A 14752-nucleotide genomic window follows, 5' to 3' on the forward strand; every position below is an offset into this window, starting at 1 on the left:
GGGGCCGCGGGGGCGTTCAGCTAACTGCGGGAATGGCCTATTTGCTCAATGTGTTCGGCTGAGATCGGAAATCAACCCCACAAAGGGGACAGGCACCTTTGTGGTGGTTTTCGACGCTAACGGTCGACTATCTCGCGCCATGAGATTAAACTTGAATTGTTCTCTGAACATATCCATTTCTGCCTATCCTCAACAGATCTTTGTCTCGAGGAGCGCATGTGAAGCCGTCTCATTCCACCGGTCGCAACGTCATCGCCATTCTCGCCATACCCATCGTGATGCTCTTCCTTATCGTCATCACGCCCTTTTCTTTTGGTATCGCCTCGCCCTTCGATCTTTGCGGGATGATCGACGCCGGCTCGCGTGCCACCTCGCTCTCCTTTGTCTGCCGTGGCGTGTTCTACGAATATGCAATTCCCACCGGAAGTTGGCAGTCCAAGTTACCGTTGCTCGGCAAGGTCGACGGATGCTCCCCCTATTTCTGCCTTGAACCTCAGGCGCTAAACTATCTGATCGACGACCAGCCACTCGACTCCATCACCCTCGCCTACGACTACGCACCAAACACCGATGAGCGCCACATGAACCAAGTCCTCGACAAGCTGCTTGGACAGTGCGGGCTCACCGCGGAAGCCGGTCGAACCATCTATAGCAACCGGAAATTAAAGCGAACAGAACTCCGCCGTGTCGGAAAAATCAAAGGGCGAAACGGGGCCGCCTACTGGGATGCCTGGGCAACACGCGACAAGGGCGAATTCGGACACAGCACCTATATGGTCACTGTCTACACCAAAGACGGAATTAAGGACAATGTTGACGATTTCGCGTCATCCAAACTCGGCATCCCCAAAACAACCAAGCCCGCCAGCCCAGATGAAATCCTGTAGAGACGTTCATTAACATACCGCTCAACAATCACAACAACATCGAGCTCGTTCCCCACCGCCACAAAGGTGCCTGTCCCCTTTGTGGTGGTTTTCGACTCCGGCGCTCATCTGTCTCGATCTGTAACATCTAGCGGCCGTTTTTGACCCCAGATGTTACAGATTGAGATGAAATGCTCAGCGGCGCCCGTTTATCTAAATCTGTAACAACTACTCGGCAAATAAGGGTCCACCTGTTACAGATCGAGATAAACAGAAGACACCCGAATCGATAATCTAAATCTGCAACACCAAGCCCACTTTTAACGGCCCAGATGTTACAGATCGAGACAGACTGAAAACCACCGCAAAGGGGCACCTTTGTGGTGGTCGCGTTCTCTACTCTTTTGCCGAGCCCGTGCTTCCCGATTCGGCGGTCCAGGGCATCTCATCCTCGAATAGCCATGTACGAGCAGATCCACCATCGCGTGCAGTCTGCGGGTCGGGCAGGCAGGTCTGGTCGTACGCGTCCATCACGCAACGATCCAAAAAATCGATCACCTGCTGCTGGTCGCCTTCAAGAATGTAGGTCACGCCGCCATCTTGGATATAGACGCCGTCCCCACCTCCGGCTTTTGCGTATTCCGGATTGTAGTTAACGGTGCGCATCAGTTTGCCATCAGATGAATACAACTTCAGCGTTGTATAGTAGCCACCGTTCACAGAACCACGTCGGCGCTCATAGGCATCCCAACCGTCCCAGCGTTTGAACGAACGCCCGTTTAGCAAGTCCAGCGCCTGTCGGGACAACTTCTCGTCCTTGGTATAGCGAGACGAGCCAAGTTCAATCATGGGGTAGTTGCTTATGCTTAGAATGCCCGGCGTTTCCTCGATATCGAGCGTTATCTCATCGGGCTTTGTAACGTCCGAAATCATTTGCCCGGGCATCGATGCAACAAGGGACGCCATCTCAACCGTCTGCTCAACCCCACTCGGCCCATAGAAGATAAGCGAGCCAAATAGGACCACGTCCGCAGCAGCGACGACGCAAGCCACCAACAGCAACAAAACAGAAGTGCAACGCTTCATCTTCAACTCCACAAACGAGAGTGTTTTGAGCTCACTTTAAAGCGCCAACTTCATACTGTCAATTCTAGATAGCATATGAACAAAGGCGCACTCCCCCATAGAGGAGAGTTGCAACCTCGATTTTAGCGCCCTCAAGACCCAACGAGCAGCACTTAACAAGTAGCCCCGGTTATACCTTTCTCTGACGCGACCCTCGCGAAGCGCGTGAGCGGCAGGGAAAGGTATAACCGGGGCGGACAAGTATGTGCGTTACTCGGCAGCGGCCTTGAACTTGTTGTAGTTGATCAGGCAGCCGGCCTTGACGATGGCACGCTCCTCTGCCGTCATATCGGCAATATAGAGCTCAATCTGCTCGACCGTGCCGTCGGCGCGCACCACGTAGGCGGCGATGTTCTTCAGGTCACCATCGAGCGCAGCGCGGATACCCGGCACAAAGACATAGTCGCCCACCTCAAAGTTGGGCTCAGCCTCCATCTGGAAGGGCACCATGCCCCAGTTCATCACGTTGGAGCGATAGCGCTTGGTGGCGTACTCGTGAACGATATTGGCCAAGCCGCCAATCACGCGCTGGCAGCTCGCGGCCTGCTCGCGGGCAGAACCGTCACCAGGCTTCTTGGCATAGAGCATGGAGCCACACTCGGTCGCCTTGGCATCGGCCGCGACACCCGCGCCGGCCAGTGCCTCAAACACACCGGCAAGCTCGGCATCGAGCGCCGCCAGGTCGCCCGCGGCCTCACCGGCCACACGGCGCTTTTCCACCGCGTCGACCTCCTTGGAGCGGCCCACGTAGGCCGGGTCGCGGCGGCTGAGCGTAAACTCGGCCAGGCCCAGCGGGTTGGAGCGGAAGGAGCTCGTCTCGCCCGAGGGGATGAGCTCGTCGGTCGTGGTGACCGGGTCCATGATCTTGGAGCACACCTTGAGCAGGATATCGTCGCCGAGGGGCTCCATCGCGGGCCACGGCTTGATGTTGGGGCCTTCGACCAGCTCGTCGGCAGGCTCCGCCTTGCCAAAGCCCCAGTACACGCGCTTTTTGTACGGCGCGTCGTCAAAGGTGTACTCGCAGGCCTCGTCCCAAGTCTCCTCGGGCAGGTCGGTCGCCGGCGTCAGGACGCCGCCGTTGGCAGCCGTCGCCGCAATGGAGCGGGCGTCCATCAGGGCTACGGCGCTCAGCTGGCCATTACCCGGCTTGGAACCCTCGCGGTTGGGGAAATTGCGCGTGGTGTGGCGAATCGAAAGGCCGTTGTTGGCAGGCGTGTCGCCGGCGCCGAAGCACGGGCCGCAGAATGCCGTGCGCACAATCGCGCCGGCCTCCATAAGGTCGTAGATGTAGCCGCGGCGTGTAAGCTCGAGTGCCACGGGCTGGCTCGTGGGGTAGACCGACAGCGAGAACTCGCCGCAGCCGGTGTTGGCGCCCTTGAGCACGCGGGCAGCCTGGACCACGGAGTCGTAGTTGCCGCCCGAGCAGCCGGCGATAACGCCCTGCTGCACGTGCAGCTTGCCGTCGACGATCTTGTCGAGCAGGCTAAAGTGCGTCTTGCCCTCGCCGATCTTGGCGGCCTCGAGCTCCACCTCGTGCAGGATGTCCTCGAGATTCTCGTTGAGTTCGTCGATCTCAAAGCCGTTGGAAGGATGGAACGGCAGCGCGATCATGGGCTTGATGCTCGACAGATCGACCTCGACGCAGCCGTCGTAGTAGGCAACATCGGCGGGCTTGAGCTCGCGGTAGTCGTCGCCGCGGCCGTGCATGGTCAGGAATGCGTGCGTGTCCTCGTCAGTTGCCCAAATGGAGGAAAGGCAGGTGGTCTCGGTGGTCATGACGTCGACGCCGTTGCGGTAATCGGTCGTCATGCTCGCGATGCCGGGGCCCACAAACTCCATGACCTTGTTCTTAACGTAGCCCTTGGCAAAGACGGCGCGGATGATGGCGAGCGCCACGTCGTGCGGGCCGACGCCGGGGCGCGGGGCACCCGTGAGGTAGATGGCGACGACGCCGGGATAGGCGACATCGTAGGTGTCGCGCAGCAACTGCTTGGCCAGCTCGCCGCCGCCCTCACCCACGGCCATGGTGCCTAGGGCGCCGTAGCGGGTGTGCGAGTCGGAACCCAGGATCATCTTGCCGCAACCGGCAAAGTTCTCACGCATAAAGGAGTGGATGACGGCGATATGCGGCGGGACAAAGATGCCGCCGTACTTCTTGGCCGCAGAGAGGCCAAAGACGTGGTCGTCCTCGTTGATGGTGCCGCCCACGGCGCACAGCGAGTTATGGCAGTTGGTGAGCACGTAGGGCAGCGGGAACTGCTCCATGCCCGAGGCACGCGCCGTTTGGATGATGCCGACAAAGGTGATGTCGTGGCTCGCCATGGCGTCGAAGCGAATCTTGAGTGCCTCGGGGTCGCCGGACGTATTGTGTGCCTGGAGGATCGAATACGCGATGGTTCCGCGCTTGGCATCCTCGGGCGTCTTCGTAATGCCGCGCTCGGCAGCCTCGGCCGCAGGCACGACCTCGCTGCCGCCGCGCAGGTAGATGCCGTCCTCGTACAGCTTGACCATACTGTCTCCCACTCTGCCCAAAAGATTTGGGCGCATAGCATACATTCGTTCAATATCGTGCCATAGAACGGTTGCCAGCGGGTTACGAATCTGTACGTTCACTTTATCTCAGTAAAGTAAAGGACGTGCCGGTCGAAGGCCGGAAGATTTTGTGCAAGAGCGTCCCTTTCGACTAGTCATTTAAGAACGTCCAATGACTACCCTACCGCATCCGGAGCAAGGCAGCGCCGCAGGTAGAGGACGGACAGCGAGCGACGTCCAGAGCGAACAAGTTGGCATGAAAAAGGCAAGGCATAGACCTTCTGGTCATGCCTTGCCCTTTGAATGACAAATTGTCGCTCTGGGCGGCGTGCAGCGTCAACTGGTCCGCCGTTCGTCAGAACGGCGGAACCTACAGATCCCCGCCGGCGCCCAGCAGCTTGCGCATGACCTGCTCGGGGTTGACTGAGCCATCACGCGGGGCCAGGGCGGTGATCTTCTTCTGCATCTTGTACTCGTGCAGCTCGTCCTCGAACTGGCGCACGCGGGCGCGGAGCTTTTCGTTCTCGCGCTCACGCTCCTCGGCACGCTCCTTCATATCGAGGATGCGCACCACGCCGGCAAGGTTGATACCCTCGTCGGTCAGTTGGTTGATGAGTTCCAGACGCTCGATATCGGCACGCGAATACAGGCGCGTGTTGCCGCCCGAGCGCTGAGGATTCACCAGGCCCTTGGACTCGTAGACGCGCAGAGTCTGCGGATGCATGCCGGTCAGCTCGGCCGCCACGCTGATCATGTACAGCGGTTTGTTCCTATTGTCCTCGGCCATGCTACCTGACCCCTTTCCGTCTCGCTATCGTCCATCATAAGCCCGCGGGCGCGGGCGTGCGCCACGGCCGCCCTAGAACGTCGCCTTGTAACGGTTGACCTTCTCGCGATAATCGCGCGTATCGGCCTCGCGCAGCTTGGTCATGGCATCGCGCTCATCGTCGGACAGGTTCGAGGGAACCTGCACCTTGATCTCGACGAGCAACGCACCCGTGCGGCCACGGTGCTTAACGTCGGGCGCCCCCATTTCCTTAAAGCGGAACTTCTTGCCCGTCTGGGTGCCAGCGGGCACCTTCAGACGAACCGTCGCACCGCCGGGCGTGGGCACATCCACCGTGCAGCCGAGCGCCGCCTCGTAGACCGAGATCGGCACCTCCATGGTCACATCGGCACCCTTGCGCTTAAACAGCGGGTGCTCCTCCACATGCGTGGTCACGACCAGGTCGCCGCGCTCGCCTCCGGCAACGCCGTACTCGCCGCGACGCTTGTAACGCAGCTTACCTCCGTCGACCGCGCCCGCAGGCACCGAGACCGTAATGGTCTGCTGCTCGCCCGTCGAGGGAATGCGGTAGGTAACCTTGTGCGTCACGCCGCGAAACGCGTCCTCGGCCGTCACATCGACGGTCAGCGACAGGTCGCCGCCCTTGCGTGCGCGGTTGCGGCCCGCGCCCGCACCGGCAGCACCCGCGGCACCGGCAAAGCCCGAGCCCCAGTCGCTGCCCCAGGCGCCGTTGCCGCTGAAGATGCTGTCGAAGATATCGCCCCAACCGCTCGCGCCGGCACCGGCGCCGTAGCCACCGCTATACGCGCCGCCCGCGCCCGGCATGCCGCCGAACATGAGCATCTGGTCGTACTCTTTGCGCTTCTTCTCGTCCGAAAGCGTCTCGTAGGCCTCGCTAATCTCCTTAAACTTGGCCTCGTCGCCGCCGGCATCGGGGTGATATTTTTGCGCGAGCTTGCGAAACGCGCTCTTGATCTCTTTATCGGAGGCGCTCTTGGATACGCCCAGGATGTCATAGAAGGTTTTGCCTGCAGCCATCGTAGCTCCTCTCCTGTTACGTCCGCCGCCCATGCAGACGACGGCTCATGCTTTCATATGGCACTAGGCCAGAAAGGGCCCCGGGTGTTGCCCCGGGGCCCTTCTCAATTACTCCTCGGTGCTCTCGGCCGTATCGGCCGCAGCATCCTCGGGCGCCGCTTCGGGCTCCGGTGCGGGGCGCTTCTCGCCACCGTAGGTCACCGTCACCATCGCGGAACGCAGGATGCGATCCGCCATGCGGTAGCCCTTCTGGTACACATCGTTGACGGTCTCGTCGTACTGCGATGCGTCCTCGACGCGACCCACAGCCTGGTGCTCGAGCGGATCGAACGCCTCGCCCTTGGGGTCGATGGGCTCAACGCCCTCGTGCGCAAACACATCGAGCAGCTTGGCATGTACCGCGTCAACGCCATCGACGAACTGCTTAAAGTCGTCGGAAAGCTCTTGGCTGCGGGCATGGTCGATCGCGCGCTCGATATCGTCGATCACCGGCAACAGCGCGGTGACAAGCTTCTCGGTCGCGCGCTCGCGCTCGGCAATGCGCTCGTTGGCGGTGCGGCGACGGAAGTTCTCCCAGTCGGCCTGCAGACGGGCGGTGCGCTCGGTGGCGTCCTTCGCCTTGTCCTCAGCGGCCTTCTGAGCCTCTGCCGCAGCATCGAGTTCATTGCGCACGTCGGCAAGCTCCTTCTGAGCCTGCTCGAACTTGAGCTTAAAGTCGTTGTCGGCGGCTTCCTCACCGGCGCGGATAGCGGCTTCCACCATCTCGTCCTCGGTCATCGTCGCCTCCTTGTTTGAATCCTCTACCTGGTTCTCGGCAGCCTCGGCGGCCGCGGCCTCATTGGCCTCGGTATCGTCAACGGCCTCTACGGGAATCTTCACGTCCTTCTCCTCAGAGTCAACGGGGGCGACGCCAGCGGCAGCCGCCTCCGTGCGAGCTTTACGGGCGGACATGATTACTTGTCCTCGTCGTCCACAACCTCGTAGTCGGCGTCGACGACGTCATCGTCGGCAGACTGAGCGCCGGCGGCACCGTCGGTCTGCTGCTGAGCGTCGGCGTAGACAACCTGAGCCAGCTCGTAGGCCACGGACTGCAGGGACTCGCCAGCGGCCTTGATGGCCTCGACGTCAGAGCCCTCGAGCGCCTTCTTGGCGTCGGCGATAGCGGCCTCGGCCTTGGACTTCACGTCGGCGGAAACCTTGTCGCCCAGCTCGTTGAGGGTCTGCTCGGTGGAGTAGCACAGGCTGTCGGTCTGGTTGCGGACCTCGACCTCCTCCTTCTGCTTCTTGTCCTCCTCGGCATGAGCCTCGGCGTCCTTGACCATACGATCGACTTCGTCGTCGGAAAGCGCGGTGGAGCCGGAGATGGTGATCTGCTGCTCCTTGCCGGTGCCCTTGTCCTTAGCGGAGACCTTGACGATGCCGTTGGCGTCGATGTCGAAGGTGACCTCGATCTGCGGCACGCCGCGGCGGGCAGCCGGGATACCGGTCAGCTGGAACTTACCGAGCGACTTGTTGTCGCGGGCAAGCTCGCGCTCGCCCTGGAGCACGTTGATCTCGACGCTGGTCTGGTTGTCGGCAGCGGTGGAGTAGACCTCGGTCTTGGAGGTCGGGATCGTGGTGTTGCGGTCGATCATCTTGGTCATGATGCCGCCCATGGTCTCGACGCCCAGCGACAGCGGGGTAACGTCGAGCAGCAGGATGCCCTCGACGTCGCCGGTGAGCACGCCGCCCTGGACGGCAGCGCCGTCGGCAACGACCTCGTCGGGGTTCACGGACATGTTGGGCTGCTTGCCGGTCATGGTCTTGACGAGCTCCTGGACGGCGGGCATACGGGTGGAGCCGCCGACGAGGATGACCTCGGTCAAATCGGAGAGCTTAAGCTTGGCGTCACGCAGGGCGTTGGTGACAGGCTGCTTGCAGCGCTCGAGCAGGTCGCGGGTGATCTTCTCGAACTCGGCGCGGGTCAGCGTGTAGTTGAGGTGCAGCGGGCCGGACTGGTTCATGGTAATGAACGGCAGGTTGATGGTGGTCTGCTGGGCGGCGGAGAGCTCCTTCTTGGCGTTCTCGGCGGCCTCCTTCAGACGCTGCAGGGCCATGGGGTCCTGACGCAGGTCGACACCGTTCTCCTGCTGGAACTTATCGGCCATCCAGTCGATGACGCGCTGATCCCAGTCGTCGCCGCCCAGGTGGTTGTCGCCCGAGGTGGACAGAACCTCAAACACGCCGTCGGCGAGGTCGAGGATGGAGACGTCGAAGGTACCACCGCCCAGGTCGAAGACCAGAATGCGCTGGTCGGTGCCCTGCTTGTCCAGGCCATAGGCCAGAGCAGCAGCGGTCGGCTCGTTGACGATGCGCTTGACGTTGAGGCCGGCGATCTTACCGGCGTCCTTGGTGGCCTGACGCTGGGCGTCGTTGAAGTAGGCCGGGACGGTGATGACGGCGTCGGTGACGGTCTCGCCCAGATACTTCTCGGCGTCGGCCTTCATCTTTGCGAGCGTCATGGCGCTCACCTGCTCGGCGGTGTAGTCCTTGCCCTCGATGTCGACGACGGCACGGCCACCCTGGCCCTCCTTGACCTCGTACGGCACGGTCTTGATCTCGGAGGTGCACTCGGAGTACTTGCGGCCCATGAAGCGCTTGATGGAGAACACGGTGTTCTTGGGGTTGGTGACAGCCTGGTTCTTAGCGGCCTTACCCACGACGCGGTCGCCGTCGGCACGGAAGCCCACGACGGACGGGGTGGTGCGGTCGCCCTCGGCGTTCACGATAATGGTCGGAGAACCGCCCTCGAGGACGGCCATTGCGGAGTTAGTAGTACCAAGGTCGATACCAAGAATCTTGCCCATTAGAAATTCCCTCTCTCTTGTGCGTTTGCACCGACTCGGCGGTCTGCCGAGCGGTGTTTCGGCTTGTCTTTCAGGATGTAGTGTATCCCCTTATGGGCCGGAATATACAAAATCTAAGTCAATTCATATAAGATTTCTTATTGCCGAGAGTTTAGGTTCGCAAATACGCAGGTAGACACACTGTTTGAGTTCTCGGCAAATCTATCGAGATCTATGTAGAGTTGGCTGAGGTTTGAGCTTGGAGCCGCGCAGGAGACTTTGGGGCGACCCCGGGGAAAGTGCGTCCCGTTTTGAGCGGCGATTCTGGGATGCAGCTTCCGCTTGAAGGCTCAACCGGAAAATGCAGCCCAGTTTGAGCGTAGATTCCGGGACGCAGTTTCCCGCGGAGCGCTCAACTGGAAACTGCATCCCGTTTTGAGAGCGAATTCTGGGACATAGTTTCCGCTAAACGTCCATCGGGAAAGCGCGTCCCAGTCTGAGCGTCAATTCCGGGTCGCGCTTTCCGTAAGCACGCTCAATCGCCCTATATTTCAAGTCACCTTTAGCTAACATTTACGCAGCTCAACGGCCCCACCTGCACGTTTTTTAGTAAACCTTGGCATACTCGGCGAACGGTATGAAGATGCCGGTCAGAGGGTATTGCAAACGGTCGCTCCCGTGGTATGTTTTTGCCCGAATCAAACCGGCGCGCATCGCCTGTAGCGTCGGTCAACAGAGAGGAAACTACCATGGCTCATCCCGTAATTGATGCCGACGAGTGCATCGCTTGTGGCGTTTGCGTCGACTCCTGCCCCGCTGGCGTTCTGGAGCTCCAGGACGTCGCTACCGTCGCTGACGAGGACTCCTGCGTCGCCTGTGGCGCTTGCCAGGACGCTTGCCCCGCTGGCGCGATCACCGAGATCGTCGAGGAGTAACCACTCCCCCACCTGCACACTCAAAAGTACACCGTGCACAAAAAAGAGGCCTCCGCATCGCCGCGGAGGCCTCTTTTAATATGAGAAAGCCATTGTCAATAGGCGTGTTTGTTCGAGCCCGGTTTTAAACCGGGCTTTTTCGTTTCCCGTCGGGAGGGCCCGCGCACGCTGCACGTTTAGTCGACGCTTGCCTGGCAAGCTAATATCCGCGGGCTCTTGCGGGCGCGCTGCCGGCGGTCAGCCCGGTATGTCCGCGCACCCCACCGCATTTCGATTCTCCGTCCGGCGCGATCGTGCGAATCCAGTCTTTTGTCGGGCGCGGCCCGGGGGCTGCCCATAAAAGAGGCCGTGAACTCGCGCCGGCGATGCGTCGAGGCGCGGGCCCTCTCGGCGGGAGTCGGTTGTCGCCGGCCGCTAGAGGATGGTCCCTTCGGACCTGCACCCGATCTCCCAGACCCAGCAGGCGAGCTCGCGCGCCACGGCGGCGTTGGCCTTGCAGGCCGGCTTGCCGGCGCGCGCGAGCGCCTCGCGGCGGCGGTGGAGCCTGGCGGTGCAGTCGTCCGCCCTCGAGCGTACCGCCGTGGGCACGTCGGTGCCGGGGGCGGGGGCCTTGGGCCTCGGGGAGCACATGGAATAGTGCCATGCGGACTCTATGAGCGCCGTGCGCGCGAGCGCGTTGCCGGCCTTGGTTATCCCGCCGCGCCGCTCGGACTCGCCGCTCGAGTGCTCCGACGGCGTGAGCCCGCACCAGCTCGCGAAGGCCGGTGCCGAGCGGAACCTGCTGAAGGACCCGGCCTCCGCCGCGAGCCTGAAGGCCGTCAGGGTGTCGATCCCCTTGATGCAGGAGAGCGCCTCCACGGCCGGGCGCCACCGGTCGGCGCCGGCCAGCGCGACGACCCTCCTCTCGAGCTGCCGCCTGTCCGATTCCGCGCAGCGGGCGGCCGTGACGTAGTACTCGAGCGCGTCGCGCTGCGGGCCCTCGAGCCTGATCTCGGATATCCACCTCCAGTGGGCGCGCGTCCAGGCCTTCTTCCTCGTCCCGTCGGCGTTGCGCTCGTCCCAGACGTATCCCAGCCTAATCAGGAACATGTTGAGGCGCTGCCTGGCGCGGCGGTACTCAACGGTGGCGTCGTCGAGGGCGCGGTCGAGGTCGCGGGCGGCCTCGACGGCCGCGTCCGGCAGCGGGACCTCGACGATGTTGTGGGTGGCGAGCATGCGGGCGATGAACTCGGCGTCGCGCCGGTCGTTCTTGCGGCGCGCGTCCGCCGCCGGCCTCTGCATTTTCGAGACGGCGGCCACGGCGCAGTCGAGGCCGAGGGCGCGCAGCTCGCGCGCCATGTGGAACCCGGTGGGACCGCTCTCGTAGCAGGCCCTGGGCTCCTCGAACCCGAGGGCCCACTCCGCGATCTCGGCGGCGTCGGTGCCGAAGTCGCGGTGCACCACCTCGCCGGTGAAGGGGTTGAACGCCGCTGCGGCGACCGATCGCGCGTGGACGTCCAGGCCGATGGAGGTAACATGGGGCATGGGAAGCCTCCTCCCCGCAGGTGCGGTAAGGGCTACCGCACGGGCCGATACTCAAAGCCCATTGTGGCACCCCGAGCCCGCGGAAAGAAACTGCAACGCGGGGGAGGCGACCCCAATGGCTTTCTCATATCGTCTTTTGTGTGATAACTAATTTGGCACCGTCGCAGGTTGAGCTCACGTCAGCGAAAACGTCCCTAAGCGAGCAAGGTGACGTGAAAGAGGAGGGAAGCGTACTTTGTGGTACGCGACCGACGATTGAACGTCAGATTGCCGCTTAGAGACGTTTGCAGCGTCGGCTACGATAGATCGTCTTCGTAGGGCATCAGGTCTGCCAGATAACCCTTCTCCTTGAGCATGGCCTCGATCTCGTCGAGGGTCTGCTCGTCTTCTGCCGCAATGCGATGGAAGTGATAGCCGCTCGTCACCGTTAGCAGCGGAAAGCTCTTGCCGCTCTCGATATCGTGCAGGTAGCGCTCAACATCGCGACGATTGCGGATGTCCAGGTCGGCCGTGATCTTACCGTACACGCGGTGATTGACGATCACGTTGAGCACGGCGCCGCCGGCGTCGACGACACTCGTGAGCTCATCGCCTGCCTGCTCCACGCTGTGGCGAACCTTGACCAAGCGCGTGGGCACGGCGGGGCTGCTGGGGGCCTCCTGCAGCACATAACCACGGTTGGTGGCCACGACATCGTGCCCATCGGCACGCAGCAGGGCAATATCCTGAACCACGATCTGACGGCTCACGCCAACCTCGCGGGCAAGTGCGCTGCCCGAAACGGGCTCCTTGGCCACCTCGAGCACGTCCATGATGGCACGGCGACGCTCGCGGGCGTTCATTATTTACCGTCCAGCAGACGCAGGTGCTTAAGTGAGAGGTCGAGGATCGGGGCGGAGTGTGTCAGCGCGCCCGAGCTAATAAAGTCAACGCCCAGGTCGGCGAGCGCGCGGATATTGCTGGCGTCCACGTTGCCCGAGCACTCGGTCTTGGCGCGACCGGCGATAAGCTCAATCGCGGCGGTCATGTCGTCATGGGTCATGTTGTCGAACATGATGATGTCGGCGCCGGCCTCCACGGCCTCGCGCACCATGTCCAGGTTCTCGCACTCAATCTCGACCGTCGTGGTAAACGACGCATGGGCGCGCGCCATCTCGATCGCACGCGTCACGCCGCCGGCGGCATCGATGTGGTTGTCCTTGAGCATGACGGCCGTCGACAGGTTGTAACGGTGGTTGCTGCCGCCCCCGATCTCGACCGCGGCCTTCTCGAAGACGCGCATGCCCGGCGTGGTCTTGCGCGTATCGACGAGCACGGTTTTGGTGCCCTCGAGCGCCGCGGCCATCTGGTGTGTATAGGTAGCGATACCGCTCATACGCTGCAGGTAGTTGAGCGCCACGCGCTCTCCCGAAAGCAGTACGCGTGCATCGCCGCGCACCTGGCCCACGTGGTCGCCGGCGTGCACCTCGTCGCCGTCGGCAACATCAAACAGCACCGAGCTCTGCGAATCCAGCAGCTCAAAGGTGCGAGCGAACACATCCAAGCCCGCGATGATGCCATCGGCCTTGGCGATAAGCTCCACCGTAGCGGGACGCGCCGTGGGGCACACGCTCGCCGTGCTCACGTCCTCAAACGTAATGTCCTCGCGCAGAGCCTGCAGAATCAGATCATCGACGACGAGCTTCATGGTAATGGGATTCATGGTCTACTCCTCCACGGCCTGCGTGCCGGCGGCACGGGCCAAATCATCGATTGCCAGGGCGTCTGCGCTTAGGGCGCGATGACGGCCATCGAGCGCGGGATCGCCCGCCTGCTCCACTGCGAGCGACTCGCCGGTGCGCATGTACCACGCGGCGCGACGACCCCAGACCAGCGCCTCGAGCAGGCTGTTTGATGCAAGGCGATTCTTGCCGTGCACGCCATTGCAGGCCGTCTCACCGGCTGCGTAGAGCTCGGGCATCGAGGTGCGGCCGTCCTTGTCGACCCATACGCCGCCCATAAAGTAGTGCTGCGTGAGCGTAACGGGGATGGGCTCGTCCAAGATGTCGCGGCCGTCCTCCAGGCAGCGCGCGCGGATATTGGCAAAGTGCCCGGTCACCACATCGCGCTCGACGGGGGCAAAGCTCAGCCACTCGTGCTCGGTGCCGTCCTGCTTCATCTGCTCGCGAATAGCGGCGGCGACCACGTCGCGCGGCTGAAGCTCGTCGGTAAAGCGCTCGCCGGCGGCGTTGAGCAAAATTGCGCCCTCGCCGCGGCAGCTCTCGCTGATCAGGAAGGTGCGGCCCGGCTGCGGCGAGAACAGTCCCGTGGGGTGGATCTGCACGTAGTCCAGGTGCTCCATCTTAATGCCATGCTCCTGAGCAATGTAGCAGGCATCGCCCGTGAGCTGCGGGTAGTTGGTCGAATGGTCGTATACGCCGCCGATACCGCCCGTCGCCCACAGCGTGTGGCGGGCATGGATCTTAAACGGTTCGCCGGCATGCACGCCCTCGGCGGCATTTGTCAGCTCGTCGGCGGGACGAACCGAGTTGTCCTCGTCCACGGGAACGGCAACGACGCCGGTGCACACCGTAACGCCGTCACGCTCGCCCGTCAGGATATCGGTCATGGCTACGTGCTCCAAAATCTGCACGTTGTCCAGCTTGCGAACGGCCTGGAGCAGCTTGGTCGTAATCTCCTTGCCGGTGATATCGGCATGGAAGGCGATGCGCGGACGGCTGTGCGCGCCCTCGCGGGTAAAATTGAGGCTGCCGTCGGCCTTGCGCTCAAAATCCACACCCATCGCTAGCAGGTCGTTGATGACCGAGCGGCTCGAGCGGATCATGATGTCGACGCTCTCGCAGCGGTTCTCGTAATGGCCGGCGTGCATGGTGTCCTCAAAGAAGGCATCGTAGTCCGAACCCTCGGGCAGCACGCAGATGCCGCCCTGCGCGAGCATCGAATCGCACTCATCGACCGCGCCCTTGGAGAGCATGATCACGCGCGTGCTCGTCGGCAGATTGAGGGCCGCGTACAGACCCGCTACGCCGCAGCCGGCAATGACGACGTCGCACTCCATATCGGGGTATTGCTTGGTTTCCACAGGAATCCTCTCCCTTGAATGTGACATAAGGGACCGTC

General features: G+C 62.1%; 12 protein-coding genes. 2 read left to right on the forward strand and 10 right to left on the reverse strand.

All coding sequences use genetic code 11. From position 1 onward, the window contains the following. Window positions 1-218: 218 nt before the first annotated feature. Complete coding sequence (locus I1969_RS03370) at window positions 219-887, forward strand: hypothetical protein (protein WP_195232853.1); 669 nt, start codon at window positions 219-221, stop codon at window positions 885-887. A gap of 375 nt (window positions 888-1262) precedes the next feature. Here the strand turns inward: I1969_RS03370 and I1969_RS03375 are convergent, their stop codons facing one another. From I1969_RS03375 to dnaK, 6 genes are all read right to left on the reverse strand, one after another. Beyond that, window positions 1263-1952 carry a hypothetical protein gene (locus I1969_RS03375; protein ID WP_195232855.1) on the reverse strand — a complete coding sequence of 230 codons (690 nt, stop codon included), beginning with the start codon at window positions 1950-1952 and terminating at the stop codon, window positions 1263-1265. 249 nt (window positions 1953-2201) lie between these two features. Beyond that, on the reverse strand, window positions 2202-4502 hold the full coding sequence (locus I1969_RS03380; protein ID WP_195232857.1) for a hydratase: 2301 nt from the start codon (window positions 4500-4502) through the stop codon (window positions 2202-2204). A 391-nt stretch (window positions 4503-4893) separates the two neighbouring features. Further along, window positions 4894-5310 carry a heat shock protein transcriptional repressor HspR gene (locus I1969_RS03385; RefSeq protein WP_195232859.1) on the reverse strand — a complete coding sequence of 139 codons (417 nt, stop codon included), beginning with the start codon at window positions 5308-5310 and terminating at the stop codon, window positions 4894-4896. Window positions 5311-5382: 72 nt separating this feature from the next. Beyond that, the gene (locus tag I1969_RS03390; RefSeq protein ID WP_128620421.1) at window positions 5383-6348 is read right to left on the reverse strand and encodes a DnaJ C-terminal domain-containing protein; all 966 of its coding nucleotides are present in this window, start codon (window positions 6346-6348) and stop codon (window positions 5383-5385) included. 108 nt (window positions 6349-6456) lie between these two features. Next, window positions 6457-7299 carry a nucleotide exchange factor GrpE gene (locus I1969_RS03395; RefSeq protein ID WP_195232861.1) on the reverse strand — a complete coding sequence of 281 codons (843 nt, stop codon included), beginning with the start codon at window positions 7297-7299 and terminating at the stop codon, window positions 6457-6459. Between the two features lie 2 nt (window positions 7300-7301). Then, the gene (gene dnaK, locus I1969_RS03400; protein WP_195232869.1) at window positions 7302-9194 is read right to left on the reverse strand and encodes a molecular chaperone DnaK; all 1893 of its coding nucleotides are present in this window, start codon (window positions 9192-9194) and stop codon (window positions 7302-7304) included. A 662-nt stretch (window positions 9195-9856) separates the two neighbouring features. Between dnaK and I1969_RS03405 the strand changes: the two genes are divergently transcribed. Further along, a complete protein-coding gene (locus tag I1969_RS03405; RefSeq protein ID WP_158564522.1) occupies window positions 9857-10108 on the forward strand; it encodes an indolepyruvate ferredoxin oxidoreductase subunit alpha in 252 nt (83 codons plus the stop codon). Between the two features lie 414 nt (window positions 10109-10522). Here the strand turns inward: I1969_RS03405 and I1969_RS03410 are convergent, their stop codons facing one another. From I1969_RS03410 to I1969_RS03425, 4 genes are all read right to left on the reverse strand, one after another. Beyond that, a complete protein-coding gene (locus tag I1969_RS03410; RefSeq protein ID WP_195232871.1) occupies window positions 10523-11632 on the reverse strand; it encodes an IS110 family RNA-guided transposase in 1110 nt (369 codons plus the stop codon). Window positions 11633-11928: 296 nt separating this feature from the next. After that, window positions 11929-12474, reverse strand: a complete 546-nt coding sequence (locus I1969_RS03415; protein WP_195232873.1) for a transcription repressor NadR — start codon at window positions 12472-12474, stop codon at window positions 11929-11931. Further along, window positions 12474-13334, reverse strand: a complete 861-nt coding sequence (gene nadC / locus I1969_RS03420) for a carboxylating nicotinate-nucleotide diphosphorylase (protein WP_195232875.1) — start codon at window positions 13332-13334, stop codon at window positions 12474-12476. Before nadC ends, I1969_RS03415 begins: the two co-directional genes overlap by 1 nt. A 3-nt stretch (window positions 13335-13337) precedes the next feature. Further along, window positions 13338-14741, reverse strand: a complete 1404-nt coding sequence (locus tag I1969_RS03425) for an L-aspartate oxidase (protein WP_195232877.1) — start codon at window positions 14739-14741, stop codon at window positions 13338-13340. Window positions 14742-14752 lie beyond the last annotated feature (11 nt).

The organism is Collinsella aerofaciens (assembly GCF_015548375.1).
Classification (GTDB): Bacteria; Actinomycetota; Coriobacteriia; order Coriobacteriales; family Coriobacteriaceae; genus Collinsella; species Collinsella aerofaciens_AB.

Bases quoted from the DNA above. Each gene is read 5' to 3' on its own strand.
- I1969_RS03375 (WP_195232855.1), bottom strand. From the start codon at position 1,952: ATGAAGCGTTGCACTTCTGTTTTGTTGCTGTTGGTGGCTTGCGTCGTC.
- I1969_RS03380 (WP_195232857.1), bottom strand. From the start codon at position 4,502: ATGGTCAAGCTGTACGAGGACGGCATCTACCTGCGCGGCGGCAGCGAG.
- I1969_RS03385 (WP_195232859.1), bottom strand. From the start codon at position 5,310: ATGGCCGAGGACAATAGGAACAAACCGCTGTACATGATCAGCGTGGCG.
- I1969_RS03390 (WP_128620421.1), bottom strand. From the start codon at position 6,348: ATGGCTGCAGGCAAAACCTTCTATGACATCCTGGGCGTATCCAAGAGC.
- I1969_RS03395 (WP_195232861.1), bottom strand. From the start codon at position 7,299: ATGTCCGCCCGTAAAGCTCGCACGGAGGCGGCTGCCGCTGGCGTCGCC.
- dnaK (WP_195232869.1), bottom strand. From the start codon at position 9,194: ATGGGCAAGATTCTTGGTATCGACCTTGGTACTACTAACTCCGCAATG.
- I1969_RS03405 (WP_158564522.1), top strand. From the start codon at position 9,857: ATGTTTTTGCCCGAATCAAACCGGCGCGCATCGCCTGTAGCGTCGGTC.
- I1969_RS03410 (WP_195232871.1), bottom strand. From the start codon at position 11,632: ATGCCCCATGTTACCTCCATCGGCCTGGACGTCCACGCGCGATCGGTC.
- I1969_RS03415 (WP_195232873.1), bottom strand. From the start codon at position 12,474: ATGAACGCCCGCGAGCGTCGCCGTGCCATCATGGACGTGCTCGAGGTG.
- nadC (WP_195232875.1), bottom strand. From the start codon at position 13,334: ATGAATCCCATTACCATGAAGCTCGTCGTCGATGATCTGATTCTGCAG.
- I1969_RS03425 (WP_195232877.1), bottom strand. From the start codon at position 14,741: ATGTCACATTCAAGGGAGAGGATTCCTGTGGAAACCAAGCAATACCCC.